The following is a 26,501-nucleotide window of genomic DNA, read 5'->3' as shown; positions in this document are numbered from 1 at the left end:
CCGTATCCGTCCATACTTCTGACATCACTTTGAGCGGATAGTCGTCAATGTAGTATTTCCAGCGCAGTTTCTGACCATCCTGAATCACACGGCCGGATTTGAGTGCACCATGCATCCCTTCCGGGTAAATAAGGCTCCAATGTCTATTCGAACTTGGTCTGAATACTCTGCCCTGAAAGTCGAGTGGGGTGTCTTCGCTCGGCGGACCGGCGCTTTCAAGGCTGACCAACTGGAATACTCGCCCGCCGTCGGGCAATAGCGTCATATCCACCATTTCCTGATGAGTGATTTTCCGTCGCCTGCCATCGGACAAATCTACATTGCTGTAAAAATCGTCAGGCAACTTTTGGTCGTAGAGTGGTCTATATTTGAGAACCGTTTTATCCTTTGTGTACCAAATCAGATAGTCGCTGGTGCGTCCAAGTTCGTTAGAAACCATACTTCCGGTTTTGGTAAAGGTGATGAGTCTAACGAAATTCTCTACCCCGAACACCTCATCCATCAAACAGCGCACACGGTGGACGTTCTCATCGGAAATCTGTACGAAAATCGAGCCGCTTTCGGTCAGCAGTTCCCTCGCCAGGAGCAGGCGGTCGCGCAGGTAGGTCAGGTAAGAATGGATGCCCAGTTCCCAGGTGTCGCGGAAGGCCTTGATTTGTTCCGGCTCGGCGGTCAGGTCTTCGTCCCTGCCGTCCTTGACGTCGCGTTTGTTTACAAAGGGTTGGAAGTTGGAGCCGTACTTGATGCCGTAGGGCGGGTCAATGTAAATCATCTGCACTTTGCCTGCCAACCCTTCTTTTTCCAGCAGCGAGTTCATCACCAAAAGCGAATCGCCGGCAATCAGACGGTTCGACCAGCCGTGCTTATGCCGGTAAAATTCAACGGCTTCGCGAAGCGGTTCCTGACGCTCTTCTTCGAAGAGCGTCATCTGGGTTTGTCCTTTTTGGCCGTTCTTTTTGCGCACGGCCTCGATGATAGTACGCGGGTCGATTCGTTCGTGAACGTGAAGGGAAACCGTCGGCACTTCAAACGAGGTATGCTCCGCCTTGCCAGCCCAAACCAGTTGCGGGTCCAGGTGCGGGTCGTATTCGTATTCCTTTTTCTTCTGTCCGCTGTCCGGGTCGGTTTCCGGTGTGACCAGCCCGACAGGCGGGTTGTTCGGCCGTTCTTTATCTCGATGTTCGTATGTTTCAATCTTTCGTTTTGTGTCGGCGGGCTGTTTCCTTCTCGGCATAGTTTTTGGCTCTCCTTATTTGGGCGCGCAGTTTCAGCTGTTATAGGTTTCTTGGCCAGGAATAAAACTCGTTCCCTTCCAACTCACATCCTTCCCGAAAATCTCAATCCTATTTACTTGATTTCCTCTCTCCTTTCAACCCCCATTTTGCCCGACCCCAAAAACCCGTCTCTCCGGATATTCTTTGTTGCATTTTTCTCTTCCTCGCTTCCCTGTCTACTTGATTCCCTGACAACCTGTATTCCTGCATTCCTGTATTCTTGTGTCTTTTTGTCTTGTTTCGAATTTCGTATTTCGTACTTCGAATTTGTTTAGGATTTCGGATTTCGGATTTCGTACTTCGTGCTTCGTATTTTTCCCTGATTACTTGCCTACCTGAGTACCTGTATACCTGAATACCTGTATACCTGTATTCTTGTATTCCTGCATTCCTGCATTCCTGTCTCCCTGTACATTTTGTGTATCCCATGTATACATTTCTTGCCAAAGTCAAAACACAAAAAATTTCGGCCGCTGCGTTTTCCCTAACACCCAAAAAAAGCCGGACAATCCGCCCCGCAAAAAAATTTTTTCCCGTAGCTTCAATCCCGGCAAGGACTAACGTTTCGCTAACATTTTTTTTGCTATTTTTCCTCTTGTCCCCAGCCCGCCCCAAAGTATTATAAGAGTAGGTGAACAACAACATCTTGTATGTTCTTTATTATCATTGCAATATCTTGTATAATAATCAGTTATGACAGGGATGTCCCCGTGTCGGAAGGAAAGGAACAGCACAATGAATCAGACACCCGAAAAAAAAGGGCTTCAGCCGTGGGAAAATCATTCTAACCACTCTGCCCGCAAGGGTTTAAAGATAGACCCGTTTTTTGCAACGCCCGGCCGTCACCCCTTCGAGGAAATCGTCTGGGAGACCCGCCAGGCCAAGATTACCGACGATTCCGGCAAGCCCATCTTCGAGCAAAACGACGTCGAAGTGCCGGCTTCCTGGAGCCAGCTGGCGACGAAAGTAGTTGTAAGCAAATATTTTTACGGCGATATCCAGTCCGGCCAGCGCGAAAACTCCGTCAAGCAGTTAGTCCACCGCGTCTGCCGCGCCATCGCTGACCGCGGCCTTCGCGACGGCTATTTTCTGACCGAACAGGACGCCGAAAACTTCTATCACGAACTCACCTGGCTGTGCGTAAATCAATACGGCGCCTTCAATTCCCCCGTTTGGTTCAACGTCGGCCTCTATGACGTCTACCATATTGAAGGCAGCCCGCACAACTACCACTGGGACGACCGCCAGAAAAAGGCCGTCCCATGCCCCAACAGTTATGAATATCCGCAGGCCTCGGCCTGTTTTATCCAGTCCGTTCAGGACACGATGGAGGATATTATGCGGCTGGCCCGCAGCGAGGCGATGCTCTTTAAGCACGGCTCGGGCACCGGCACGGACCTGTCCACGCTCCGCAGCAGCCGCGAAAAACTGTCCGGCGGCGGCAAACCCTCGGGCCCGCTGAGCTTTATGCGCGTCTATGACCAGATTGCGGCCGTCATCAAATCGGGCGGAAAGACCCGCCGCGCCGCCAAGATGCAGTCGCTCAAAATCGACCATCCGGACATCAAGGAGTTTATCACCTGCAAGACGCTGGAGGAAAAGAAGGCCTGGGCGCTGATTGAGCAGGGCTACGACCCCAACGAGGCCTACGACAGCATCATGTTCCAGAACAGCAATCTGTCCGTGCGGCTGACGGATGAGTTTATGGAAGCCGTCGAAAAAGACGGCCTCTGGACGACCCGCTCGGTCACGACCGGCCAGCCCGTGGAGACCTATTCCGCCCGCGAACTGATGCGGCTGATTGCCGAAGGCACTCGCATCTGCGGCGACCCGGGTGTGCAGTACCATACCACCATCAACAAGTGGCACACCTGCCCCAACAGCGGGCCTATCAATGCCTCCAACCCCTGCAGCGAGTATATGTTTATTGATGATTCGGCCTGCAATCTGGCCTCGCTGAATCTGATGAAGTTCCGCCGCGACGACGGCACGTTTGACATCCAGCGGTTTAAGCAGGCCGTCCGCATCTTTATCATCGCGCAGGACATCCTCGTGGATATGGGCAGCTATCCGGAGCCCAAAATTGCTGAAAACAGCCACCGGTTCCGCCCGCTCGGGCTGGGCTATGCCAACCTCGGCAGTCTGATTATGAGTCTGGCTTTGCCGTATGATTCCGAAGGCGGCCGGGCGATTGCCGCAGCCATTACGGCTATTCTGACCGGCACGGCCTACATTGCCAGTGCGGAGCTGGCCTCGGTGAAGGGGCCGTTCAGCGCGTTTGAGAAGAACCGCCAGCCGATGATGCGCGTAATTGCGATGCACCGCGAGCATGCCTATCATCTGCCCGAGATGCACTGTCCGCAGGACCTGCTCAGTGCGGCCAAGAACGTCTGGGACCAGGCTTTCGATGCCGGCTCGCAGTACGGCTACCGCAATGCGCAGACCACTGTGCTGGCCCCGACCGGCACTATCGGGTTTATGATGGACTGCGACACCACCGGTGTGGAGCCGGATATCGCGCTGGTAAAGTACAAGCTGCTGGCCGGCGGCGGCATGCTCAAAATCGTCAACCGCACCGTTCCGATGGCCCTCGAGCGGCTCGGCTACAGCCCGGAGGAAATCAAGAGCATCTGCGATGCAATTGACCGCGACGACACCATCGAAACGGCGGCGGCCCTGCGGCCTGAACACCTGCCCATCTTTGACTGTGCCTTCAAGCCCAAGAACGGCAAGCGGCACATCCACTATATGGCTCATCTGAAGATGATGGCCGCCGTTCAGCCATTCCTGTCTGGTGCGATCAGCAAGACCATCAATATGCCCAACGAGGCCACCACGGAAGAGATTATGTCCGCTTATATCGAGGGCTGGAAAATGGGTCTGAAGGCCGTGGCAATCTATCGCGACGGCTCCAAACGCCTCCAGCCCGTCAATGTGGAAAACAAAGAGCAAAAAAAAACCAAATCTTCGGAAAATCAGGCTGTTGCACGGCCTTTCCGCCGCCGTTTGCCTGATACCCGCAACAGCATTACCCACAAATTTTCTGTGGCGGGCCACGAGGGCTATCTGACGGTCGGCCTTTACGAAGACGGCCAGCCCGGTGAGCTGTTTATCACGATGGCCAAAGAGGGCAGCACGGTCGGCGGCCTGATGGATGTCGTCGGCACTTGTGTATCGATGGCTCTGCAGTACGGTGTGCCGCTGATTACGCTGGTGGACAAGTTCCGGCATGCCCGATTCGAGCCGGCCGGCATGACCTCCAACAAGAACATTCCCTTTGCCAAGAGTCTGATTGACTACATCTTCTGCTGGCTGGGCTGTCAGTTTATTCCGGGCTATGCGGAAAAGAATATGCCCAACCATGCCCCGGCCCCGGCGGAGAATCCTACAACCACCACCGCCAAGCAGCTGGTGGAAAAGACACAGGATTTGGCCAAGAAAATCGGGCAGGCAAGAGCCCTCGAGAGAAAGGCGGCGTCTGCCAAGCCGGACTCCCAGACCCCGGCGGCGCTGAAAGCGGAGCGTCCGGTTTCGGCCCGGTTTGACCGGGCGGCCGACCGAGCGGTCGAGCTGGTTGGTTCGGTTCTTCAGAATCCGGACGGCACCCAGGCCGAGGCCGTTCTCATCCAGCAGTACAACAGCCAGTTTGAGCATTTTCAGGATGATGCGCCGGCCTGCGATGTCTGCGGAAGCATCTGTGTTCGGAACGGCGCCTGCTACCGCTGCTACAACTGCGGCAACTCGATGGGATGCAGTTAATAAGAATGCGAAAGATGAACAAAAGGCCGGCTTCTGAAGCCGGCCTTTTTTGTTTTGCTTCATTCAGGAGGTTCAAAGCGGTTTGTAAATCCGCACCCGGAATGTTTTCCGCAGGTCATCGGTCAGAAATTTGTTCGGACAGTTGCCGTTGGGCAGGATTTCCCCTTCCTGACAGTCGGCAGGGGAGCTGACCTCGATTTCGAGCGTTCCGTCATCGCTGAATACCCACAGCTCGCCGCTGACGGGATGAACAGCGATTCCTTCCGGGGTGAATCGGTCTTTGCGGTCCCATTCCCATACCGGTTGGGGAGACTGTTCAAAATCCCCGTCCCAAATGTACAAGGCACAGGTGCTTTCACTGTCCACCGGTCCGGCCAGCACATAATGGACTTTTCTGGCCGGGTTATATTCCATTCCCCGCAATCCCCGACCTTTTAAATCCCACAAAACAATCCGCCCGAATCGTGCCGCCTGTCCTTGTACAACGTCTTGCGGGTTGAGCAGCTCGAATGCAATTGCTTTGGGGGGGCTTTTTTTGTCGGCCCTGTAAAGCGGATTCCGCAGTCCAACCAGAAGCGAGCGGCGTGTCGGCAAGTACGTCATGGCTTCAATATTCAGTCCCTCTTTTTTCGGGGCCAGTTTTTCGCGTTCTTTTTTGGACAAATCCTCGTTCAGCCGTACAGCCTTGTCCAGTTTCAAAAAGGCCGCCTCCGGCCACGCCAAAAACTGTTCCATCAGATTCAGACACGGTTCGCCGAGCGGCTCGACCGTCGGCAGGGCGGGGGCGGTTTTCGACGGGGCGGTCGCAAAAAAGCGATAGCGGCTTGTGCGCACCTTGCCGTCTTTATTGCGCCCGTGTGAAGTAATCCAGTAAATTACGCCGTCCGCCTCAGCGGCCGCCTCAATATCCGCCTCCGGAAACCGGTTGTCCACTCTCAAGAAACCGCTTAAATCGAGACTCCAGGCGGGCTTGTCTGTTTTTTCAATCGAGTAAATCCGAATTCTGTTTGATTCATCATTGGCGACGGCAAAATGATTGGGGTCCAGAAAGACCGCCGCAGAAATGTCCGCCGCCCCACGAAAGGTCATTTCTTTGAACTGAATCGGCTCGGCAGGAAGCATAACGCCAAACCCCATAAGAAAAGCGATAGTTGTCGTCATAGTCGTTCCTTTTCATCCGGTTCCGCTGCTGGATGATAGTATAGCCGTTTCGTTCCTGAAACTCGAGGGGTTCTTTCTTGACAGATGCATTTTTCGGCGGTAGTGTACCGACATTGGTTAAAACCTTTCTAACAAAAAAGCGGCGCATTAGGGAGAAATTTTATGGATACCCTCAAGCAGTACGAAGTCTGGTTTGTCACCGGCAGTCAGCATCTCTATGGTCCCAAGGCCCTCAAGCAGGTCGATAAAGATTCCGAGCAGATCGCCAAATCCATCAATGCAGACCCGGCAATCCCCTGCAAGGTTGTCTTCAAACCGGTTTTGACCGGCCCGGATGAAATCGCCAAGCTCTGTCTGGAGGCCAACAGCACGCCCGCCTGTGTCGGCCTGATTACCTGGATGCACACGTTCTCGCCGGCCAAGATGTGGATTAAGGGACTGGACCTTCTCAAGAAGCCGATTGTTCATCTTCACACGCAGTTTAATCGCGACCTGCCGTGGGATACGATTGATATGGATTATATGAACCTTCACCAGTCCGCACACGGCTGCCGCGAATACGGCTTTATCATGACCCGGATGCGCAAGAACCGCAAAGTCGTTGTCGGGCACTGGAAGGACCCCGAAGTCATCGAGCGGCTGGCCGTCTGGATGCGGGCCGCCTGCGGCTGGAATGAAATGCAGAACCTCAAGGTCTGCCGCTGGGGCGACAATATGCGACAGGTCGCTGTGACCGAAGGCGACAAGGTCGAGGCCCAGATTCGTTTGGGTGTTTCCGTCAACGGCTACGGCGTCGGCGACCTCGTGGCCAAAATCGAAGAGGTTTCCGATGCGCAGGTCGATGCCCTTATCAAGGAATACAAGGATGCCTACAAGATGAAGGTCAAGCCCGAGCAGATGGAATCCGTCCGCATTGCCGCCCGAATTGAAGCGGGGATGCGGGCCTTCCTCGAGGAAGGGGGCTTTAAGGCCTTTACAACCACATTCGAAGACCTGCACGGTCTGCTTCAGCTGCCCGGTCTGGCTGTTCAGCGTCTGATGGCCGACGGCTACGGCTTCGGCGCCGAAGGCGACTGGAAAACCGCCGCCCTCGTGCGGGCGATGAAGGTGATGGCAACCGGCCTGAAGGGCGGCACATCCTTTATGGAAGACTACACCTATCATATGGACCCCAAGTGCAGCAAGGTTCTCGGAGCGCATATGCTTGAGGTCTGTTCGTCCATTGCGGCGGGCAAACCCAGTCTGGAAGTGCATCCGCTGGGCATCGGCGGCAAGGCCGACCCGGTCCGCGTGGTTTTCAATACGCCGGCTGGGGACGGCATTAACGCTTCGCTGATTGATATGGGCAACCGCTTCCGGATGATTGTCAATGAAGTGAAAGTGGTCAAGCCCGATGCCGACCTGCCCAAGCTGCCCGTGGCGCGTGTGGTCTGGATTCCTCAGCCCAATCTTAAAACGGCGGCGGCGGCCTGGATTCTGGCCGGCGGGGCCCATCACACGGCGTTCAGTATGGCCGTCACCAGTGAGTTCATCGAAGATTTCTGTGAGATGGCGGGCATCGAATATGTCCTGATTGACAAGAACACCACGATTCCCGACATCAAAAAGGAACTTCGCTGGAACGAAGTCTATTACGCCCTGGCCAAGGGATTCTGATTGCTCCAAACAACGGACTGTTTTGAAGAGAAGAAAGGGTGCAGGATGTTGACCAAAACACTTGCGGAGCTGATAGTGTCGGCTATGGTTTTGAGTACGGCTGCGGCGCAATCAGGGGATTTGCCGTATCGGGTTCGTCTGATGGTTCCGATTCAGGCGGAGGATTTCCCGCTTTCGCAAGTCCGTCTTCTGCCGGGGCCTTTCCGACATGCGATGGAACTCGATAAGGCCTACCTGCTTTCGCTGGAGCCTGACCGGCTGCTGGCCTGGTTTCGCAAGGAGGCGGGATTGGAGCCCAAGGCCCCTGTGTACGGCGGCTGGGAGTCCCAGACCATTGCGGGTCACTCGCTCGGACACTATTTGTCCGCCTGTGCCCTGCTGTATGCCAATGAGCAGGACCCGCAAATCCTCGAGCGGGTCGAATATATCGTCGATGAGCTGGCCCTTTGTCAGCGCAGGCACGGCGACGGCTATGTAGCGGCGATTCCCAACGGCAAAAAGGTTTTTGAGGAGATTGCTCGCGGGCAAATCCGCTCCGCCGGTTTTGACCTGAACGGACTTTGGGTTCCCTGGTACACCCTCCATAAGCAGATGGCGGGGCTTCGCGATGTCTATCTGTACTGCGGCAACCGCAAGGCCCTTACGGTGCTGACCAAACTGGCCGACTGGGCGGACCAAATCACCGCCGACCTGACGGATGAAGACTGGCAGAAGATGCTGGCCTGCGAGCACGGCGGGATGAATGAGGTTCTGGCCGACCTTTATGCCCTGACCGGCGACAGCAAGTACCTCGAATTGTCCAAAAAGTTTTATCACCGCTATGTCCTCGAGCCGCTGGCTGCCCGGGAAGACCGTCTGGCCGGTCTGCACGCCAACACCCAGATTCCCAAAGTCATCGGGGCGGCTCGCATTTATGAGCTGACCAAAGAGGACAAATTCAAAACGATTGCTTCCTTTTTCTGGGACCGCGTCGTCCATTATCACTCGTATGTCAACGGCGGCAACAGTTCCGGCGAATATTTCGGGCCGCCCGGACGACTCAGCGACCGGATGCACGACACCACCGAAACGTGCAACACCTACAATATGCTCAAACTGACGCGCCACCTGTTTGCGTGGGAGCCGAAAGCCGAGACGATGGATTATTATGAGCGGGCTCTCTATAACCACATTCTGGCTCATCAGCATCCGAAGACGGGGATGTTCAAGTACAAGGGCTTTCTGGATATGCCCGCCCGCAAGCATTTCTCGCGTCCGTTTGATGATTTCTGGTGCTGTGTCGGCACTGGAATGGAAAATCATGTCAAGTATCCCGAGTCTATCTACAGCCGCAGTGCGGACGGCCGAACCCTCTATGTCAACCTTTTCATTGCTTCTGAGCTGAGCTGGCCGGAAAAGAATCTGTCGGTTCGTCAGGAAACGACCTTTCCGTTTGACCCGCAAAGCCGTTTGGTTTTCACGGCGTCGGAGCCGGTTTCGATGACCATTCGCATCCGCAAGCCCTACTGGTGTAGGGACATACAGGTTTTTCTGAATGACAAAAGTCTGTCTGCGGCGGCTGATTCCGATGGGTATATTCCTGTTTCCGCCCAGTTCCGCAGCGGCGATGCGATTCGGCTGGAGCTGCCGATGACCTTGCGGACCGAGTCGATGCCGGATAATCCCAATCGGATTGCTTTCTTGTATGGTCCGATTCTGCTGGCGGCGGACCTCGACGGGGACCGACCCGTGCCGGTTCTTATCGGCGAACCGAAGGCCGTTTTGGCTTCGCTGAAACCATCGGGCCGGGAGCCGCTGACGTTTGAGGCCAAACGGCTCGGATATGTTCTGGGCAGTCCGGAACCGCAGGATTTGCTCTTCCGTCCGCACTGGCAGATTGTCGAGGAGAAATATACCGTCTATCTGGACCTTTTTACGCCGGAGCAGTGGAAGCAGCGTCAGGCGGAGTATGAGGCCGAACTGAAGCGCCGTCAGGAAATGGAAGCCCGAACGGTGGATGTCCTTCGCATCGGTGAAATGCAGCCGGAGCGGGACCACAATCTCGAAGGGGAGAACACCTATACCGGCATCCACAGTGACCGGCGGTGGCGGGATGCCCGCAACGGCGGCTGGTTTGCCTTTGATATGAAGGTCCTGCCGGATGCACCGATGGATTTGGTGGTGACGTACTGGGGTTCTGAGAGCGGTCCCCGCCGTTTTGATATTCTGGTGGACGGGACGAAAATTGCCACTCAGACCCTCGGAATGGACAAGCCAAACCAGTTTTATGATGTGGTGTATCCGATTCCGGAAGAGCTGACGAAAGGGAAGGAAAAGGTAAAAATCCGCTTCCAGGCGCATCCGCAGCACATTGCCGGCGGCGTGTTCGGCTGCCGGGTTATTCGCCGCTGAAACGACCGGGCGTTTTTCGAAGCATTTCCTGATAAGATAACGGGACAATCAGCACGGCACAGGGGGCCTGTCGGGCCACTTTTTCCGTGATGTTTCCAAAAAACATCTTCTGCAGGGACCCCTGACTGTGCCGTCCCATCACAATCAGGTCAACCTGTTTTTCTTGTGCCACCGCCAGAATTTCCTGGCTTTCACGGCCGATTCGGAAAATCGGTTCAAAACGAATCTCTGCGGGTACTTTGGCCCGATAGGTCCGGTCCAGACGCTCTTCAATGTCTTGTTTGGCTTTCTGGTCCACATTTTCAATTTCGTAGATATAGTTTTTCCAGAACTGGGCGTCCGATTCCGGCACAACGTGAAGCAGATAAAGCGTGCTGTTTGGGTTCATCTTTGCCAGATTCAGAGCATAGGAAAAGGCAAAGTCCGCATTGGAGGAAAAATCCGTGCAGAACAGAATCTTTTCAAACAGGCCTTGCGGTTTTTCCGGTTCCATATTTGCCGGCTCCTTTACTGCGTTAGATTAGGCAGAAACAGGGCGATTTGCGGGAAACACATCAGCAGGATCGCCGCGATAACCAGAGCTGCCAAAAAAGGCATCGCCCCGCGAAAGATCGTCTGAAGAGGTACATCCCGTTCGATTCCGCCGACGACATAAACGTTGACGCCGACGGGCGGGGAGATAACCCCCATCTGGGTGACGACTACAATAATGACCCCGAACCAGATGGGGTCAAATCCGAGCTGAACAACCACCGGATAGAAAATCGGAATTGTGAGCATAATCAGTCCCAGCGCATCGACAAAACAGCCGGCAAACAGGTAGAAGAGGATAATCAAGGCCATAATTGCCCAGCCCGGCAGGGGCAGGGAGGCCAGGAATGATGCCAGTTCATAAGGAATGCGGGTAATGGCCAGAAACCGTCCGAAAATGACGGCTCCCGTGACGATGAACATGACCATGCAGGAGGTTCGCACGGTTTCCCGCAGGGACCGGTTCAGCATTGTGAAGGTTAGTTTCTTCTGAAAAGCCGCGATCAGAATGGCCCCGGCTGCTCCAACGGCGGCGGCCTCCGTAGGTGTAAAAAGCCCTGCAAACATCCCGCCGATTACGCCCAAAAAAAGCACAATGGTCTCAGAAATTCCGAACAGAGAGCGGATTTTTTCTTTCAGAGGAACCCGGGGCCCTGCGGGTCCGAGATGGGGCCTGCGTCTGCAGAGAATCCAAATCGTCAGACAGAAAAGTACAGCAATCAGGATTCCCGGTCCGATTCCGGCCATAAAAAGTTTTCCAATCGATTGTTCCGTGAGGATTGCATAGACGATGAAAACCACTGAGGGCGGAATCAGCATTCCTAAACTGCCTCCGGCGGCTACGGCTCCGGTGGCCAGCTCCATATCATACCGGAACCGTTTCATCTCGGGCAGAACAACGGAAGCCATCGTGGCGGCGGTGGCCGGCCCGGAGCCGCAAATTGCTCCGAAGGCCGTGCAGGCCCCAATAGTCGAAATGGCCATTCCGCCGGGCCAGTGCCCCATCCAGTGATACGCCGTTTGGAAGAGCCGTCGGCTGATGCCGGAATGAAAGGCCGCCTGGCCCATCAGCACAAACAGAGGAATGACCGTCAGTGAATAGGAGGTAAAGGTGTCATAGAGTTCGGCTGTGAGCATGCTCATTGCCGCCGACGGGGAAACCACCGCCGCAAACCCTGCCGTTCCCACCAGCATCATGGCAATCGCCACCGGCATGCTGCTGGACAGCAGCACCAGAAGACAAACACAGCCTACAAGACCAATCTGAAAAGGACTCACGGTTTCAGCAGCACCTTTCCCGGGTGGGTCATATGATAAATTTTTACCAGAATCATCACAGCCAGACAGCCCGCAAAAAAGTAGGGCAGCCAGAAAATCGGCATCTGCAGCGTTTGAGAAACCTGTCCGGTCTGCTGCAGCATCTGTCCGTATTGGATGCATTCTCGAACAGCAAGACTTAGAAGGCCGATGGATAAGACGCGAAGAAAAACATCCAGAATCAGCCGGCCTGTTCGTCCAAGTTTGTGGTAGAAAAACTCGATAGCTACATGTCCTTTGACGGCTGTAGTGTAGGGCAGGGCGGCGGAAATGGCAATCGCCCCCAGAATCTTTACAAGGTCATACGCTCCGGCAAACGCCCAGGGGGTTTTCCGCAGGAGCACATCTGCGACCGTTACGGCCGTCATAACCAAAACCGACAACCCGGACACGCCCGCCAGCCCAAGCACGGCCGCCCGAAGCATCCGCTCATATTCTGCAATCCACCGCTGCATTGCCTCTTTCTGATTGGCCTTTTTTTATTTGGTCTGGGCCTGGTCAATCAATTTTCGGATGTCCTCAATCAGCTCTTTGCCCGGCAGCCCCTTTTCGCCTGCGGCTGCAATATATTCCTGGATAATAGGCTCGACCGCCTTTTTCCATGCTTCCTGCTGTTCGGGGCTCAATTCGATAATCTCCCGGTTCAGCTGGCGGACATAGGCCCAGCCGTCCTCATCGGCCTTATCCCAGGCCTGTCCGTGGCGTTCGATCCACCGTCGGCTTACCTCCGTGAAAATTTTTTGGATATCTTCCGGAAGAGATTCCCATTTATTTTTGTTCATGACGACAAACATCGCCGTCGTATAACCGATTGCGCGGCTGTTGGTTACGGATGAAATCACTTCCCCCTGCTTCCAGCCCTTCAGCGTTTCCACCGGACAGAGCGTTGCTTCTACGACCCCTTTCTGGAGGGCTTCGTAGGTTTCTCCCTGACTCATTGCCACCGGCACCCCTCCCAGGCAGGCGGCGATTTTCGAAGACAGTCCGGTTGCGCGAATCTTGAGCCCTTTGACATCCTCCAGCGTTTTGACCGGCTTTTTGGAGGCCAGGATTCCGGGGCCGTGTGCGTGGACATAGAGCAGTTTTACATCCGCCAGTTCGGCAGGCTGATATTTGGCCGCCAGTTCATTGGCGATTCGTGTCGCGGTTATCCCGTCCGGATAACCGAGCGGCAAATCAAGTCCCTCCAGAAGCGGAAACCGCCCGCGTGTATAGGCAAAGCAGCTCATTCCGATATCGGAAATCCCGCTGACTACTCCTGCATAGCACTGGTCGGCTTTGCTGAGTGTTCCGGCCGGATAGATTGTAATTTTCACCCGGCCGCCGCTTTGTTTGGCGATTTCATCCGCCCATTCCTGTGCGGCAATGCACTGAATATGGGTGGAAGGAAAGAAGATACTGTAGGTTAATTCGATGGTTTTTCGGTCTGCGTCTCTTTTTCCGCAGCCGAAACAAATCAGCCCTCCTGCTGTCAGTGCTAAGACTGCGGCCCAAACAGTTCGTCTCATAATACTTGCCTCCTAAATCCATTCTTTTCAATTCTTTCATTTGGCCCCGGCATATTGGGGACCGGATATTTCTCGCCGCAGTATATCGCCAACTTGCTTTTTTTCAAAAAAAAACTGCCTAACTTTTTTCGAATGGACGGCTTTGTTTTCAAGTTTCTGGCTGGAAACTGTCGAAAAAAGTGGAGATATTTTCTGAAGAGTCCCTGATTGATTAGGAGGAAAAATGAAACCGGATAAAAAATGGATGGTTGTTTTGTTTGGGATTTTTGGGGTTTGTTTTTCCCTTCGAGCCAACATTCTGAATGTATCTGTTTTACAGGACAAGGCCTATCCAGGCGGGATCTGCTATCTGGCCAGTGTCGGCCAGCTGATTCACTGCTCCGACAACAGTTCCACTATGGAGGAGCTGATGACTATGAGCGGATTCTGTTCCGAGTATGCCTGGGTTCAGGGCCCGGGCGGGATGTGGATGGTGGACCCCCACGCCTATATTTACAATACACGCGTTCGACTCTTTTCGGGGCAGTCGCTCGACCTTTATCAGTTATCGGGCCTGGTTTATCACATCGGGTACTTACGGGGCGGGGGTGCCGGGCCTTCGATACAGGCCCAGGCTCGGTCTGTAACGCTTTTTAAATCGGAGGGAGAGGCGGTTGCCCGGCTGAAACAAGTTCTTGACAGCGGTCGGCCGGTGCAGGTTCATCTGGATTTTCAGTATGTTGCAGATGAAGCGGGGGTATATTATCCATTTTGGCAAGATTGGAACCGGGGCGCCACGAGTCATTATGTGATTGTCCACGGATATGATGATGAGTATGTTTACTTTGCCGACAACGACCCGACGCGGGCGAATGATGTGGATGAGGATGGGCAGAAAGACGGCCTGGGTGTTCCGCTCAGCTGGGAGACGTTCCTGGCTGCCTGGTACAACGGCGGAATGCTCAATCAAAATGACAGAAACCTCCGTTTCGGACCCTATTATCTATTCTATTTGGATGAGGACTGGGGACCGGTTCGTGCGTCCTCTGCTCAGATACTGAAACATCTTGCCTTTCGCGGAACTAACGGGCCGGAGGCTCTTTATAAAGCGGCAAATGCGATTGAGTCGGCTCCTCAGAACGGCCCATCCATTTTGAGTCAGAATTTCCGCGACCGCAAGGCCGAAATGACCGCACTGATGGCACAGTGGCTGGATTCAGCCGGCTATGAAGATTTGGCCGATTTGTATGAGCAGATTGCTGATTTGTGGAGTTCCATCCGCGAGAATCCGGATTGGAATGCTGTGCCCGATGTTCTTCGTACCATCGCGGCTCTGACGGAGCAGTTTTGGCAGGGGACGGCGGAGTTGACAGACGGGATGTCCTGGATTGCTCTCTTGGAGGATTCCCCCGGTGAGGAAAAGGATATCAGCGGCGGCACAGCCCTGTTTCGTTGGACTCAACCGCTGGACTGGACGACGGGGTCGGTTCTTGAACTGGCGATGAAAGGAGATTTTTCCGACCGCAGGTCGATTGTCCGTTTCAGGGCAAAAGCACGCCAGACACAGATGTTTGTCAACAAGACGATGTGGCTTCAAGCCCTGCCGAAAGATGACGGTGACCGTAAGCTGTCCTGGCGTGTGGTCAATGGTTCCCATGTGTCTGACACCTCTGTCTTTGAATGGGAACCGCTGGCGATTGCTCTGGCTGCTCCTAACGACGGCTTTCGGAATCCTCCCGGATATAATCTTGGGTTCCTATGGTCTGCACCCGCACAGGCCGGACCCCTTCGGCTGGTATTCTGCCGCGATGACCAGTTTACTGATCGAAAGCTTCAAACGGCGATTGCGCTGCCCAGGAATGTCAATTATCTGGTTTTGGAACCGCGGATTTTGTCAAAAATCAAGCGGTTTGCTGATGCAGAGGGCTGGATTTACTGCCGCATTCTTGATGTCCAATCCAAAAAGACGACTGTGCAGCCGTCTGGTACAATCCGCATTCAGTTAGATGCGCCTCCTGCCCCCTGAGAATTGATGCCGGAATTATATAAAAGAGTGGTGGTCAGAAAAGAGTTCCGTCTGGACCGGCGGCTTTTCGCTGTTCAGCAAATACCTGTTGCTTATAAAAGAGAACGGAAAAGCAGTGATTTTCTCTGGGGCCGGCGGGGGACGGTTTAAAGGACCTGGAGGGCCAGAGCGGTGATGTCATCTTTTTGCCCGGGGGCGGATTTGAAGGTGTCAGCTAGATGGTCAAGGGCGGCAATCAGCTCATCAACAGGCAGGCGACATAAGTCCAGAAAGGAGAAATGAAAACTGAATTCTGCATCTTTGCCGATGCCGATGAGTGGTTCGGCTCCGTCGGAATAAAGCAGCAGTTTATCGCCCGGGCACAGCTGGATGCTTTTTTCCTCAAACTGTGTTTGTTCGAAGACACCGAGCAGGCCTCCTCGAGATTCGAGAAGTTTGGGTTTTCCATTCCGGATAAGGATCGGATAAGGGTGTCCGGCCCGGGTCCATCGGGCTTCGAAGGTCTCACAGTTCAGCAAAAAGTAGCAGGCGGTTGAAAACAGACACCCCTGGAGTTCCTGCTCAATCATTTTCAGGTTCAGGTTGCTGATGACCTGTTTGGGCGGGAAAATCTGCCAGCTGTGTTCGTAGGTCTGCCGCATGACCATCGATTGTTTGATGAAAATGGTCAGCAGGGCGGCGGGCATCGAGTGGCCGACGGCATCAGCGATATAAAAGCCGATGTGTGTTTCATCCAGACGTCGGGCGTCGTAAATATCGCCGGAGACCCATTCGGCGGGTCTGAAAAGAGCGGCAAAATGAAAATGTTCCGTATTCGGAAGCCGGGACGGCAGAAAGTTCCGCTGGACTCGGCCGGCCATTTCCAGCTGTTCGGTAATGTCCGGCGACAGCGTGTTCTGATTGTTTTGAGGGATTTCCGTTTCCGAAATCCGGCCAATTTTCTGGGTCATAATACCCCTGTTTTTGAGGTTTGTCTTTTGGCTTTGCCTATTTTATCGTCCAATTTGTGAATATGCTTAAGGGAGAAGGTTTAAAATAGGCAAACATAGGTTGCAAAAGAGGATTATCGGACGTTTTTGGGTTTCATTAAGCAAAGACGGCCGAGCCGATGCGGAGGATGGTAGCGCCTTCCTCGACTGCGATTTCGTAATCCTGGCTCATTCCCATGCTTAAATGTTTGAATTTGGCTCCGCCGATGTTTTCGGCGCGGATTTCTTCGAAAATTTCGCGGCAGCGGGCAAAGCAGGCCCGGACAATTTCTTTGTTCATTGTCAGGGGGGCCATCGTCATCAGTCCGATAAGACGCAGGTTGGGCATGGAGGCAATCTGTTCGGCCAGATGGACGGCCGCACCGACAGGGGCGCCATATTTCTGGGGCTCTTCGGAACAGTTGACCTGAAGGAGGACGTTGGGATGGTGGTCGAGTTTGGCGGCGACGGTGTTGATTTCTTCGGCCAGGCGAAGGGTATCAACGGAATGGATGTAATTGCAGATTTGCAGGGTCTGTTTGACCTTGTTGCGCTGGAGGTGGCCGATCATGTGCCAGCGGACCTGTTTGGGGAAAGACGGATTGTCCGCCTGCTGCTTAAGAAAGGCATCCACTTCATCCGCGATCTGCTTGAGGTGCTGGACGCGGTTTTCGCCCAGGTCGGTAAAACCGAGCCGGATGACTTCCTGAATGGCGGCCATGGAGGCGGTTTTGGTCACGAGGATCAGCTGGATTTGTTCGGGGTCGCGTCCGCTCCGGCGGCAGGCCGCTTCGATATTTTTCTGAATGGTCTGAATGCGTTCTGCAATGCTACCCATAACAGCCGATGACCCGACGAATTCAACGCAACATTATTGTTTCCATTTTTTCCGGTGATTTCAAGGCAGAAACCGAGAAGGATCCTTGAGTTTTGCCGGCAGATATTCATTGACGACAAAGTCCAGGCCGTGTTTGGCGAAGGCCTGCTGCTCGACACGCACGCCCATGCTGAGCATCTGATTGATGGCGATTTGCCAGGGCTTGTGATGCTTGACGAAGGGGTCGTTCTTCAGGGCGTCCTTGGCGCGTTTGATATCCACGTCTTTGAGCGGATGCGTCGGCAGCTGATAGTCTTTGATGTCCTGCGGCGTAACGCCCAAAAAGGTGGCCTGCGGGACGCAGAAAAACTCATTCAGATGGGCGGCGTTTCCGGAGCCGACCTTGAGCGTTCGATAGATGTTGAAGTAGCCGTACGGGTCGCCGTCCACAAAGGCATACACGGGAATTTTCAGCTCATCGCTGAGCCGGCGGATAAAGCGGCGTGCCGCCCGCGTCGGGACACCGCCCATGCTGACGAGGATGCAGTCGGCCTTGTCCCAGTAGTCGTACTTGACCAGACGCTGGAACATACCGGCGGTTTCGATGGCCAGGATAAACTTGGCTTTGCTTTCGAATTGCAGGTCTTCAACGGCGACGGGAATGGAGTAGGCGCCGGAGCCGAACTTGGTGCAGTCGATGCGGAGTTTGCGGCCCTGCGCATCTTTGTCAATAACGAACAGACGTCCGGCGACATCGCCGCCTTTTTCTTCAGGAACGAACTTGAGCTGTTCGCGGTTGACGCCGAACATGGCTTCGATGTCGTCCATGATGGTGTCGGATTCGGGCTGCTCATCAAAACCGGCTTTGCCCCAGTTTTTGGAGATGTAGTAGGCCTCTCGTTTGGTGGCCATGTCATCGGTTTCAATGAGCTCTTTGGAGAGGGCCATCATTTTGAGGGTCTGGGCAAAAGTCTTGACGGTGCTGACGGTGAGGGTACGGCGTTTGGTCTTGCCGACCATCTCAAAATGGCCTTTCTGCGGGATGTATTTGACGTTGGCCAGGGAGCGGATGGGGGTGCTCATGGTCGGCTTTTGGTTTTTTTCGATTTTTTCATAGACTTCGCGCGCATTGGCGATAATCCGCCGAAGGACCGGCGGATTAGCGGCGGTTTTTTGCTTTTTTTCTGAGGGCTGGGGAGCCGCTTTTTTGGACGAACTATGGGCCATTTTATTTTTTCTCCTGATGTTGTTTTGTCTGATGACGGATACTTTATGCGAAAAGGCAGTTGCTTGCAAGAATGAAAGGACTTATGAGGAAAGCCGAACAGGGGAAAGGAAAAGAAAAATTTTAAAAATTGGTTCTTGACAGAACCGAAAAGTTCCGATATAAGAAGTGAAGGAAGTTAAGTTGCGAAAAGCAATTTGACCATAGTCCTCGGCGAGGCTAAGTGGTCATCCGTTTTCCCCCCCAGACGGACCCACATCCTCGCCAATTTTTTGCGCAACGAACGGATTTTGGGGAAGAGAATTCATCTAAGTTCTTTCTTTATAGAGAGTTATCGCGTATTTTGTCCGGATTTTTCCCCGAGAAGGCCACACTCTTACAGGACAAGAAGGGTCCACATTGCGTTTTCTTTTCTCTGTTCCGGTTTTTTGTTGGATTTTCTGATTTCTATCGGGCAATTTTACGGGAAAAACAGCCGCAAGAAAGATTCAGTCACAAGGAAGGAAAGAGATGGATTTCCAAAAGGCCATACAGCTGATAGACAACTCCCGCCAAATCGTCGTTACCAGTCATATCCGCCCGGATGGAGATGCCTGCGGGTGCATGCGTGCTTTGATGGAGGCGCTGCGGCGTCTGGGCAAACAGGTGTATCCGCTTCTGCTGTCGCCGCCGGCTTCGTGGTATGCGGAGCTGTTTGGAGAAAAGGTGCCGGTCTTGGGAAATGATTTGAGGCCGGAGGAGCTGGCGTCAAAGCCGTGGTCAGAGACGGATTTGGCAATTGTGGTGGATACGAACAGCATCATCCAGCTGCCGGGACTTGAAGGGTGGCTTGCGGAGCGTTCGAAAAAGAACGTACTGGTGATAGACCATCATATTACGGGGGATGGTTTAGGGGATGTGCAGCTGCTGGATTCGCAAGCGGCGGCGGCCGGAGAAATTGTGTTTGATTTGTTTAAGGCGGCCGGCTGGCCCATTACGGCTTCTGCAGCGGAGGCGGTTTTTGCGGCGATTTCCTCGGATACGGGCTGGTTTCGCTTTGGAAATGCTGACAGCCGGATTTTCCGCACAGCGGCGGAGCTGATTGAGGCGGGTGCTCGGCCGGATGAGCTGTACCGGCTGATGTATCAGAGTTTTACGCCGGCTCGGCTGCGGCTGATGGTTCGCATGCTCGAGCATCTGGAATTGCATGAACAGGAGCGGATTGCTTCGCAGTACATTTTGCGCAGAGATTTTGAGCAGACGGGGGCAAAAGGGCCGGATACGGAAAATCTGATTGATGAGTGCCAGCGGCTCAAGACGGTGGAGGCGGCATTTCTGCTGGTGGAGCTTTCCGACGGGCGGTTTCGCTGTTCGCTCCGCAGCAAGGGACATGTCGATGTGCGGGTGATTGCTCAAAAATATGGGGGCGGCGGGCACACCCTGGCGGCGGGCGTAACGCTGGAAGGGCCGCTGGAAGCGGCCAAGGAGCGGATGGTTCAGGAAATTGCCGCCCAGTTGCGGAGATAGAGGGTCGGGTTTTGTAAAGAGGCCTTTTTTCGATACTTGGATAAAACCCCTCGTGCGTTTTCGCCGATATTTTTTGATGACCGAAAGAAAATGAAAAAATTTTTAAAAAATCTTGTTGACGTTTTTTTCGTTGCCGGTACACTTACATTTCTGGAGTGAGGAACGGGCAATGTGATGAAAACACAGAGCGGCATAGCAGTTTTGAAAAAAAATCGAAAAAAAAGATTTTGTACTTGACTGCTCATCGGAAGTCGTTAGACTTCTGGTTCTCAGCAAATGTCGCTGATAAAGATGGGCAGCGGCATTTTTTATTGCTCTTTAAGAAACGAATAGACGATGGTTGAGTGTTGAGAGCCGACTGGTTCTTCAGGACAAATGTCTTGCTGTCCGGTGCGGCTACCTGTCGGGCTCGTAGCTCAGCTGGTTAGAGCGCACGCCTGATAAGCGTGAGGTCGGAAGTTCAAGTCTTCCCGGGCCCATTCCTTGGCCTTCGGTCAGGGAAGCACACAAGGCCGAACTCCTGCAGGGGAAAAGCAGGGATTTGAGCCGAAGGGTCCGGGGACGTAGCTCAGCTGGGAGAGCGCCGGCTTTGCAAGCCGGAAGTCGTGGGTTCGAGTCCCATCGTCTCCAATGGTTCAGAGTCGGCCCGAAGGGCCGAGCTGATAAAGCTCTTTGACAAGTGCAGATTGGTTCAATCGTGGGAAATGAAACATTCGTTTCATTCACCACTCAAGCGTCAAGACCAACCTGTACGGCACAGCAATGTGCCGTCGGCGAAAGGCCATGCAATCGCGGATTGATATGGTCAAGTTACTAAGAGTGTATGGGGGATGTCTTGGTGTCGAGAGGCGATGAAGGACGTGGCAGGCTGCGATAAGCCCGGGGCAGGAGCCGAGCATCCGTTAATCCCGGGATGTCCGAATGGGGAAACCCGACGGAAACGGGCAACCGTCATCCGTCATCCATGGCTGAATGCATAGGCCATGTGAAGCGAACGCAGGGAACTGAAACATCTTAGTACCTGCAGGAAAGGAAATCAACCGAGACTCCGTTAGTAGCGGCGAGCGAAAGCGGATGAGCCCAAACCGAGAAGCTTGCTTCTCGGGGTTGCGGGCGCCGATCAGGAGTTACAAAGACACAGCCAGCAAAACGGTCTGGAAAGTCCGACCACAGAAGGTGATAGTCCTGTATGCAAAAGCTGATGTCCTCCGTTACGTTCGGCGTACCAGAGTAGCACGGAGCTCGTGGAACTCCGTGTGAAGCCGGGGGGCCCACCCTCCAAGGCTAAGTACTCCTCGACAACCGATAGTGGAAAAGTAGCGCGAGCGAAAGATGAAAAGGACCCCTACGAGGGGTGTGAAAAGGACCTGAAACCATACACTTACAAGCAGTAGGAGCCCTATGTCCCGTACCTACTTTGCATCCGGAGGGATTTGGCAGTCGTCGTGTCGAATAGACGGCGGACCGAAAATCCGAGGGGTTCAAAGTAGGTGCGGGAAACGGGTGACTGCGTGCCTTTCGCATAATGAGCCGGCGAGTTACTGTTTGCGGCCAGGTTAAGCACTTCAGGTGCGTAGCCGCAGCGAAAGCGAGTCTGAATAGGGCGTTCAGTCGCAGGCAGTAGACGCGAAACCACGTGATCAATCCATGGCCAGGTGGAAGGGGATGTAAAAATCCCTGGACGACCGAACCCGTTAACGTTGAAAAGTTATGGGATGAGCTGTGGAGAGGAGTAAAAGTCTAATCAAACGTGGAGATAGCTCGTTCTCTCCGAAATAGCTTTAGGGCTAGCCTCGAGTGGTCCCTGCTGGGGGTAGAGCTACTGATTGAGGATAAGGGGCTACCCGCCTACTTACCTCTACCAAACTCCGAATACCAGCAGGTACAGCCCGGGAGTCAGTCTGTGGGGGATAACCTTCATGGTCGAGAGGGCAAGAACCCAGACCGCCAGCTAAGGTCCCGAATTTCGTGCTAAGTTACTAAGGAAGTCCGATTGCTGTGACAATCAGGATGTTGGCTTAGAAGCAGCCACCATTTAAAAAGTGCGTAATAGCTTACTGATCGAGCAGTTGGGTGCCGATAATAAACGGGAATAAGCCGAAAACCGAAGCTGCGGATCCGCGCAAGCGGGTGGTAGGAGAGCGTAGCAGTCAGCGTCGAAGCGGTACGGAAACGAGCCGTGGAGCGGCTGCTAGTGATTATGCCGGCATGAGTAACGATAAAGCAGGTGAGAATCCTGCTCGCCGAAAACCTAAGGTTTCCTGGGGAAGGTAAATCCGCCCAGGGTTAGTCGGCCCCTTAGTCCAGGCCGAAAGGCGTAGACGATGGGCAGCAGGTTAATATTCCTGCACCATGTTGTCGGACGACGGAAGTGACGCATCTTTCTCCGGTCATCCCGCGGGCAGTAGTGCGGGTTCCGCAAGGACGAGGCCGTTTTCGATGCCGAAGTGACCCGAAAAGGTGCCGAGAAAGAGCTTCCTAAGGATGAAGACAGCATGACCGTACTAAAACTGACACAGGTAGGTGAGGAGAGTATCCTCAGGCGCTCGAGAAAACTGTCCTTAAGGAACTAGGCAATTTGACCCCGTAAGTTCGCGAAAAGGGGTCCCTCCGGGTGCTGTTATTTCGATAGCAGCATGCCGAGGGCGCAGTGAATCGGCTCTGGCGACTGTTTACCAAAAACACAGTTCTCTGCGAACACGTTAAAGTGGATGTATAGAGAATGACGCCTGCTCGGTGCCGGAAGGTTAAGGGGATGGGTTAGCTCCCTTCGGGGGGTGAAGCTCCTAACTGAAGCCCCGGTAAACGGCGGCCGTAACTATGACGGTCCTAAGGTAGCGAAGTTCCTTGTCGGGTAAGTTCCGACGTGCATGAACGGCGTAACGACTGGAGCAGTGTCTCAAGGACAGACTCGGTGAAATTGTACTTGTAGTGAAGATACTACAGACCCGCGGCAAGACGGAAAGACCCCGTGAACCTTTACTGTAGCCTGGTATTGACGCCTGGCATATCATGCGTAGGATAGGTGGGAGGCTGTGAAGCGGTGCTTCCGGGCATCGCAGAGCCGACGTTGAAATACCACCCTTGCTATGTTAGTCGCCTAACCGTGACCCGTGAATCCGGGCATGGAACAGTGCTAGGTGGGCAGTTTGACTGGGGCGGTCTCCTCCTAAAAGGTAACGGAGGAGTTCAAAGGTACCCTCAGCGTGGTTGGCAATCACGCGTTGAGCGCAAAGGTAGAAGGGTGCTTAACTGTGAGACTGATAGGTCGAGCAGATGCGAAAGCAGGACTTAGTGATCCGGTGGTTCTGTGTGGAAAGGCCATCGCTCATCAGATAAAAGGTACTCCGGGGATAACAGGCTGATCGCCTCCGAGCGTTCATAGCGGCGAGGCGGTTTGGCACCTCGATGTCGGCCCATCACATCCTGGGGCTGAAGTCGGTCCCAAGGGTTCGGCTGTTCGCCGATTAAAGTGGTACGCGAGCTGGGTTCAGACCGGCGTGAGCCAGGTCGGTCCCTATCTGCCGTGGGCGCAGGAATCTTGAGGGGATGTTTCTTTAGTACGAGAGGACTTGGAAGCACTGACCTCTGGTGTACCGGCTGTAGCGCTAGCTGCACCGCCGGGTAGCTAAGTCGGGAACGGATAACCGCTGAAAGCATCTAAGCGGGAAGCCAACCCCAAGATAAGGATTCCATGGACCTTCGGGTCCGAGAGACCCCTGGAAGACTACCAGGTTGATAGGCCGGGTGTGTAAGCGGAGAAATCCGCTCAGCTAACCGGTACTAACGGTCGATCACTTGACCATATCAATCGGTCGGTTGTGTGGACGTTTCGCTGAAGGTTGGAAACGGCGCTGGATTGAACCAATCTGCTTTTTTACAAGGTACGAGAATTTCGGCAGGTCCCGAACGGGATGTGCCGATTCACGAACTCCTGGTGACCATGCGGACGGGGAAACGCCTGATCCCATTCCGAACTCAGAAGCTAAGCCCGTCCGGCCGATGATAGTCCTTCGGGGCGAAAGTAGGTGATTGCCAGGTTTATGAGGCCCGTCGGAGATATCCGGCGGGCCTTTCCTTTTGCGCTGAAGAATCCATTTACGGCAGGGGGGCGACCACAGGCCAGCCGTCTTTCCATTCCATCGTGGAGATTTTCAAATAAGGTCTTCCGGTCTGTCCATGATAAGCGTGGAAGACCAGGTAGTCCTGGTCGCCTTCCCGGAACACGGCGCAGTGGCCGGGGCCTTTCCAGTTCTCTGTGGTTGCCTTGATGACCTGGGTGCCGCCGCCCTCGAGCATCGGGACACCTTCGCGGTCGCAATAAGGGCCGGTGACTTTTTCAGCACGGCCGACAACGATGTTGTAGGTGCTTTCGGTCCCGCGGCAGCAGAGGTCAAAGGAGACAAACAGGTACCAGAAGCCGTTTCGGCGAACAATGAAGGGAGCTTCGACAGCCCCTTCGACGGGCGGGGTCGTGTGTCCTGCTTTTCTGGGTCGGCTTGCGAGTGTGTAGTGAGCGGTATGTTCTGCGGACAGTTTGCCGGTGGCGGGGTCGATTTTGCGCATCTGAATGCCGCTCCAGAAACTGCCCCAGCAAATCCAGATATTTTTTTCATCTTCGATGACGATGTTGGCGTCGATGGCGTTCCAGTCGTCTTTGCCTTCTGTAGAGCGGATAACCATTCCGTGGTCCTCCCATCGGTAATCCGGGCTGTTTGGGTCGAGGGTCTTGTTCGTGGCCAGGCCGATAGCGGAGTTGTTCTTGCCGAAGGTGGAAATGGAGTAATAGAGATGGTATCTGCCGTTAAAATGGGAAATATCGGGTGCCCAAACGCCGCGGGTTCCGGGGATTTCGATGGGGGCCCATTCGGGAAGGGTTTCGAAGACATAACCGCGCAGCTGCCAGTGCCGAAGGTCTTTGGAGCAGCGGATAGGGACATAGCCGGTTCGGCGGTTTCCTCCGGTGCAAAACAGGTAGTATGTGTCTTTTTCCTTGATTAGAACCGGGTCGTGGACATTCAAATCTCCCTCCAGTTCGAGCATAACGGGCTCTCGGTCCGGCACGTCGGCACAGGAAAGGCTGGGCCAGATGAGCAGCAGAAAGAGAGGGGGTAAAAGCAAGATTTGAAGAGAGGCGGCAGAAATTGCTGGCTGTTTCATTTTTGGACTCCGAAAAGGTTTTGCCGGGATCCATTGTAGTTGCTAAACTGGTTTTTACAAAGTCGTTTTCAGTAAAAAGATGGGAGGTTGCAATGAAACAATTGCTGGTGTTTACAGCAGGATGGTTGTTGGCGGCATCGGCTGCGGCCGAAGCCGAAACGTCGGACGGATATGTGCTGGTTTGGGCGGATGAGTTCGAAAAAGACGGCAGGCCGGACCCGAATAACTGGACGTATGAGATTGGGTTTGTTCGGAATGAGGAGCTCCAGTGGTATCAGCCGGAAAACGCCTTCTGTGAAGGGGGAATGCTGATTATTGAGGGCAGGCGGGAGCGGGTCAGGAATCCGAATTACAGCTCGGACAGCCGGTCCTGGCGGCGGAATCGGGAGTATGCGGAATATACCTCTGCTTGTGTTAAGACCGCGGGGAAGCATTCGTGGAAATTCGGGCGGTTTGTGATGCGGGGGCGGATTGATACCCGTGCGGGGCTGTGGCCGGCGTTTTGGACGCTCGGATTTGCCCGCGGCTGGCCGGGCTGCGGTGAAATCGACATTATGGAATATTATCGGGGGATGCTGCTGGCGAATGCCTGCTGGGACGGCGGAGGCGGACGGCCGGCGTGGGATGACCTGAAAAAGCCCCTGGAAGAGTTCGGCGACCCGGACTGGTCGGAAAAGTTTCACATCTGGCGGATGGACTGGGATGAACAGTTTATCCGGCTGTATGTGGATGATATCCTGCTCAACGAGATTGACCTGTCTAAAACCATCAATCAGGACGGGCAGGGGGCAAATCCGTTTCATGAGCCGCACTATATTTTGCTGAATTTAGCCATCGGCGGCACACAGGGCGGCGACCCTTCAGGGACAGACTTTCCGGCCCGCTTTGAGATTGATTATGTGCGGGTGTATCAGAAGAAGCCTTAGAGCATCGAACAAAATAGAAAGGCCTGGATTTCCGCCTTCGCGGGAATGACGGAGGATGCGTCGGAACGACAGGGGCTTGGCGAGGGAAATAGCCCCGGGCGTAAGCCCGGGGAAAAGGGGGCAGGCGCTTCGTCGAACCAAAAAAGGTCTGGATTTTCGCCTTCCTTCTTCGCTGAAGCTTCGAAGGACAGGTCGCGGGAAGGCTGGATTCCCGCCTTCGCGGGAATGACGGAGGATGCGTCGGAACGACAGGGGCTTGGCGAGGGAAATAGCCCCGGGCGTAAGCCCGGGGAAAAG

At 54.2% G+C, this 26,501-nt stretch carries 17 protein-coding genes, 2 tRNA genes and 2 rRNA genes; 10 read left to right on the top strand and 11 right to left on the bottom strand.

Features of this window, described 5'->3' with window-relative positions; genetic code table 11:
- Positions 1-1,234: site-specific DNA-methyltransferase (locus WHS88_10565; protein MEJ5260618.1), on the bottom strand; the 1,234-nt coding region annotated here is incomplete at its 3' end.
- Between the two features lie 109 nt (positions 1,235-1,343).
- Positions 1,344-1,919: a hypothetical protein gene (locus WHS88_10560; GenBank protein ID MEJ5260617.1), complete on the bottom strand. Its 576-nt coding sequence runs from the start codon at positions 1,917-1,919 to the stop codon at positions 1,344-1,346.
- 90 nt (positions 1,920-2,009) lie between these two features.
- Here WHS88_10560 and WHS88_10555 point away from each other — a divergent pair, with 90 nt between their 5' ends.
- The gene (locus tag WHS88_10555) at positions 2,010-5,033 is read left to right on the top strand and encodes a vitamin B12-dependent ribonucleotide reductase (GenBank protein ID MEJ5260616.1); all 3,024 of its coding nucleotides are present in this window, start codon (positions 2,010-2,012) and stop codon (positions 5,031-5,033) included.
- Positions 5,034-5,105: 72 nt separating this feature from the next.
- Here the strand turns inward: WHS88_10555 and WHS88_10550 are convergent, their stop codons facing one another.
- The gene (locus WHS88_10550; protein MEJ5260615.1) at positions 5,106-6,194 is read right to left on the bottom strand and encodes a DUF3616 domain-containing protein; all 1,089 of its coding nucleotides are present in this window, start codon (positions 6,192-6,194) and stop codon (positions 5,106-5,108) included.
- Between the two features lie 162 nt (positions 6,195-6,356).
- Here WHS88_10550 and araA point away from each other — a divergent pair, with 162 nt between their 5' ends.
- On the top strand, positions 6,357-7,850 hold the full coding sequence (gene araA, locus WHS88_10545) for an L-arabinose isomerase (protein MEJ5260614.1): 1,494 nt from the start codon (positions 6,357-6,359) through the stop codon (positions 7,848-7,850).
- Positions 7,851-7,895: 45 nt separating this feature from the next.
- Complete coding sequence (locus tag WHS88_10540) at positions 7,896-10,241, top strand: beta-L-arabinofuranosidase domain-containing protein (protein MEJ5260613.1); 2,346 nt, start codon at positions 7,896-7,898, stop codon at positions 10,239-10,241.
- Here the strand turns inward: WHS88_10540 and WHS88_10535 are convergent.
- Genes WHS88_10535 through WHS88_10520 form a run of 4 tightly spaced genes read right to left on the bottom strand, consistent with a single transcriptional unit; the run spans position 10,228 to position 13,597 of the window.
- Positions 10,228-10,734 carry a universal stress protein gene (locus WHS88_10535; protein MEJ5260612.1) on the bottom strand — a complete coding sequence of 169 codons (507 nt, stop codon included), beginning with the start codon at positions 10,732-10,734 and terminating at the stop codon, positions 10,228-10,230. The genes WHS88_10540 and WHS88_10535 overlap by 14 nt on opposite strands.
- A gap of 14 nt (positions 10,735-10,748) precedes the next feature.
- Positions 10,749-12,050 carry a TRAP transporter large permease gene (locus WHS88_10530; GenBank protein ID MEJ5260611.1) on the bottom strand — a complete coding sequence of 434 codons (1,302 nt, stop codon included), beginning with the start codon at positions 12,048-12,050 and terminating at the stop codon, positions 10,749-10,751.
- The gene (locus tag WHS88_10525; protein ID MEJ5260610.1) at positions 12,047-12,544 is read right to left on the bottom strand and encodes a TRAP transporter small permease; all 498 of its coding nucleotides are present in this window, start codon (positions 12,542-12,544) and stop codon (positions 12,047-12,049) included. The genes WHS88_10530 and WHS88_10525 overlap by 4 nt, the downstream gene beginning before the upstream one ends.
- A gap of 24 nt (positions 12,545-12,568) precedes the next feature.
- Positions 12,569-13,597 carry a TRAP transporter substrate-binding protein gene (locus WHS88_10520; GenBank protein MEJ5260609.1) on the bottom strand — a complete coding sequence of 343 codons (1,029 nt, stop codon included), beginning with the start codon at positions 13,595-13,597 and terminating at the stop codon, positions 12,569-12,571.
- Positions 13,598-13,820: 223 nt separating this feature from the next.
- Here WHS88_10520 and WHS88_10515 point away from each other — a divergent pair, with 223 nt between their 5' ends.
- A complete protein-coding gene (locus tag WHS88_10515) occupies positions 13,821-15,602 on the top strand; it encodes a C39 family peptidase (GenBank protein MEJ5260608.1) in 1,782 nt (593 codons plus the stop codon).
- 146 nt (positions 15,603-15,748) lie between these two features.
- Here the strand turns inward: WHS88_10515 and WHS88_10510 are convergent, their stop codons facing one another.
- The 3 genes from WHS88_10510 to WHS88_10500 all read right to left on the bottom strand — a co-directional run bounded on the left by WHS88_10510 (position 15,749) and on the right by WHS88_10500 (position 18,614).
- The gene (locus tag WHS88_10510; protein ID MEJ5260607.1) at positions 15,749-16,552 is read right to left on the bottom strand and encodes a PP2C family protein-serine/threonine phosphatase; all 804 of its coding nucleotides are present in this window, start codon (positions 16,550-16,552) and stop codon (positions 15,749-15,751) included.
- 136 nt (positions 16,553-16,688) lie between these two features.
- Positions 16,689-17,408 carry a YggS family pyridoxal phosphate-dependent enzyme gene (locus tag WHS88_10505; protein MEJ5260606.1) on the bottom strand — a complete coding sequence of 240 codons (720 nt, stop codon included), beginning with the start codon at positions 17,406-17,408 and terminating at the stop codon, positions 16,689-16,691.
- Between the two features lie 60 nt (positions 17,409-17,468).
- A complete protein-coding gene (locus WHS88_10500) occupies positions 17,469-18,614 on the bottom strand; it encodes a DNA topoisomerase IV subunit A (protein MEJ5260605.1) in 1,146 nt (381 codons plus the stop codon).
- A gap of 508 nt (positions 18,615-19,122) precedes the next feature.
- Between WHS88_10500 and WHS88_10495 the strand changes: the two genes are divergently transcribed.
- From WHS88_10495 to rrf, 5 genes are all read left to right on the top strand, one after another.
- Positions 19,123-20,118, top strand: coding sequence for a bifunctional oligoribonuclease/PAP phosphatase NrnA (locus WHS88_10495; protein MEJ5260604.1), 996 nt, complete (start codon positions 19,123-19,125; stop codon positions 20,116-20,118).
- Between the two features lie 405 nt (positions 20,119-20,523).
- Positions 20,524-20,597, top strand: a tRNA-Ile gene (locus WHS88_10490).
- 78 nt (positions 20,598-20,675) lie between these two features.
- Positions 20,676-20,748 (top strand) — tRNA-Ala (locus WHS88_10485).
- Between the two features lie 173 nt (positions 20,749-20,921).
- A 23S ribosomal RNA gene (locus WHS88_10480) occupies positions 20,922-23,924 on the top strand.
- A 127-nt stretch (positions 23,925-24,051) separates the two neighbouring features.
- Positions 24,052-24,159: ribosomal RNA gene (rrf, locus tag WHS88_10475) — 5S ribosomal RNA — on the top strand.
- 57 nt (positions 24,160-24,216) lie between these two features.
- On the opposite strand, the gene WHS88_10470 is transcribed toward rrf, so the two are convergent.
- Positions 24,217-25,278, bottom strand: a complete 1,062-nt coding sequence (locus WHS88_10470; GenBank protein ID MEJ5260603.1) for a family 43 glycosylhydrolase — start codon at positions 25,276-25,278, stop codon at positions 24,217-24,219.
- 92 nt (positions 25,279-25,370) lie between these two features.
- On the opposite strand from WHS88_10470, the gene WHS88_10465 reads away from it, so the two are divergent.
- On the top strand, positions 25,371-26,204 hold the full coding sequence (locus tag WHS88_10465; protein ID MEJ5260602.1) for a glycoside hydrolase family 16 protein: 834 nt from the start codon (positions 25,371-25,373) through the stop codon (positions 26,202-26,204).
- Positions 26,205-26,501 lie beyond the last annotated feature (297 nt).

Source organism: Anaerohalosphaeraceae bacterium (assembly GCA_037479115.1).
In the GTDB taxonomy this organism is placed as follows: domain Bacteria; phylum Planctomycetota; class Phycisphaerae; order Sedimentisphaerales; family Anaerohalosphaeraceae; genus JAHDQI01.
This window is presented reverse-complemented; position numbering and strand designations above follow the sequence as displayed.

Coding starts and splice junctions, on each gene's coding strand:
- WHS88_10560 (MEJ5260617.1), bottom strand. CDS start 1,919: ATGTTGTTGTTCACCTACTCTTATAATACTTTGGGGCGGGCTGGGGAC.
- WHS88_10555 (MEJ5260616.1), top strand. CDS start 2,010: ATGAATCAGACACCCGAAAAAAAAGGGCTTCAGCCGTGGGAAAATCAT.
- WHS88_10550 (MEJ5260615.1), bottom strand. CDS start 6,194: ATGACGACAACTATCGCTTTTCTTATGGGGTTTGGCGTTATGCTTCCT.
- araA (MEJ5260614.1), top strand. CDS start 6,357: ATGGATACCCTCAAGCAGTACGAAGTCTGGTTTGTCACCGGCAGTCAG.
- WHS88_10540 (MEJ5260613.1), top strand. CDS start 7,896: ATGTTGACCAAAACACTTGCGGAGCTGATAGTGTCGGCTATGGTTTTG.
- WHS88_10535 (MEJ5260612.1), bottom strand. CDS start 10,734: ATGGAACCGGAAAAACCGCAAGGCCTGTTTGAAAAGATTCTGTTCTGC.
- WHS88_10525 (MEJ5260610.1), bottom strand. CDS start 12,544: ATGCAGCGGTGGATTGCAGAATATGAGCGGATGCTTCGGGCGGCCGTG.
- WHS88_10520 (MEJ5260609.1), bottom strand. CDS start 13,597: ATGAGACGAACTGTTTGGGCCGCAGTCTTAGCACTGACAGCAGGAGGG.
- WHS88_10515 (MEJ5260608.1), top strand. CDS start 13,821: ATGAAACCGGATAAAAAATGGATGGTTGTTTTGTTTGGGATTTTTGGG.
- WHS88_10510 (MEJ5260607.1), bottom strand. CDS start 16,552: ATGACCCAGAAAATTGGCCGGATTTCGGAAACGGAAATCCCTCAAAAC.
- WHS88_10505 (MEJ5260606.1), bottom strand. CDS start 17,408: ATGGGTAGCATTGCAGAACGCATTCAGACCATTCAGAAAAATATCGAA.
- WHS88_10500 (MEJ5260605.1), bottom strand. CDS start 18,614: ATGGCCCATAGTTCGTCCAAAAAAGCGGCTCCCCAGCCCTCAGAAAAA.
- WHS88_10495 (MEJ5260604.1), top strand. CDS start 19,123: ATGGATTTCCAAAAGGCCATACAGCTGATAGACAACTCCCGCCAAATC.
- WHS88_10470 (MEJ5260603.1), bottom strand. CDS start 25,278: ATGAAACAGCCAGCAATTTCTGCCGCCTCTCTTCAAATCTTGCTTTTA.
- WHS88_10465 (MEJ5260602.1), top strand. CDS start 25,371: ATGAAACAATTGCTGGTGTTTACAGCAGGATGGTTGTTGGCGGCATCG.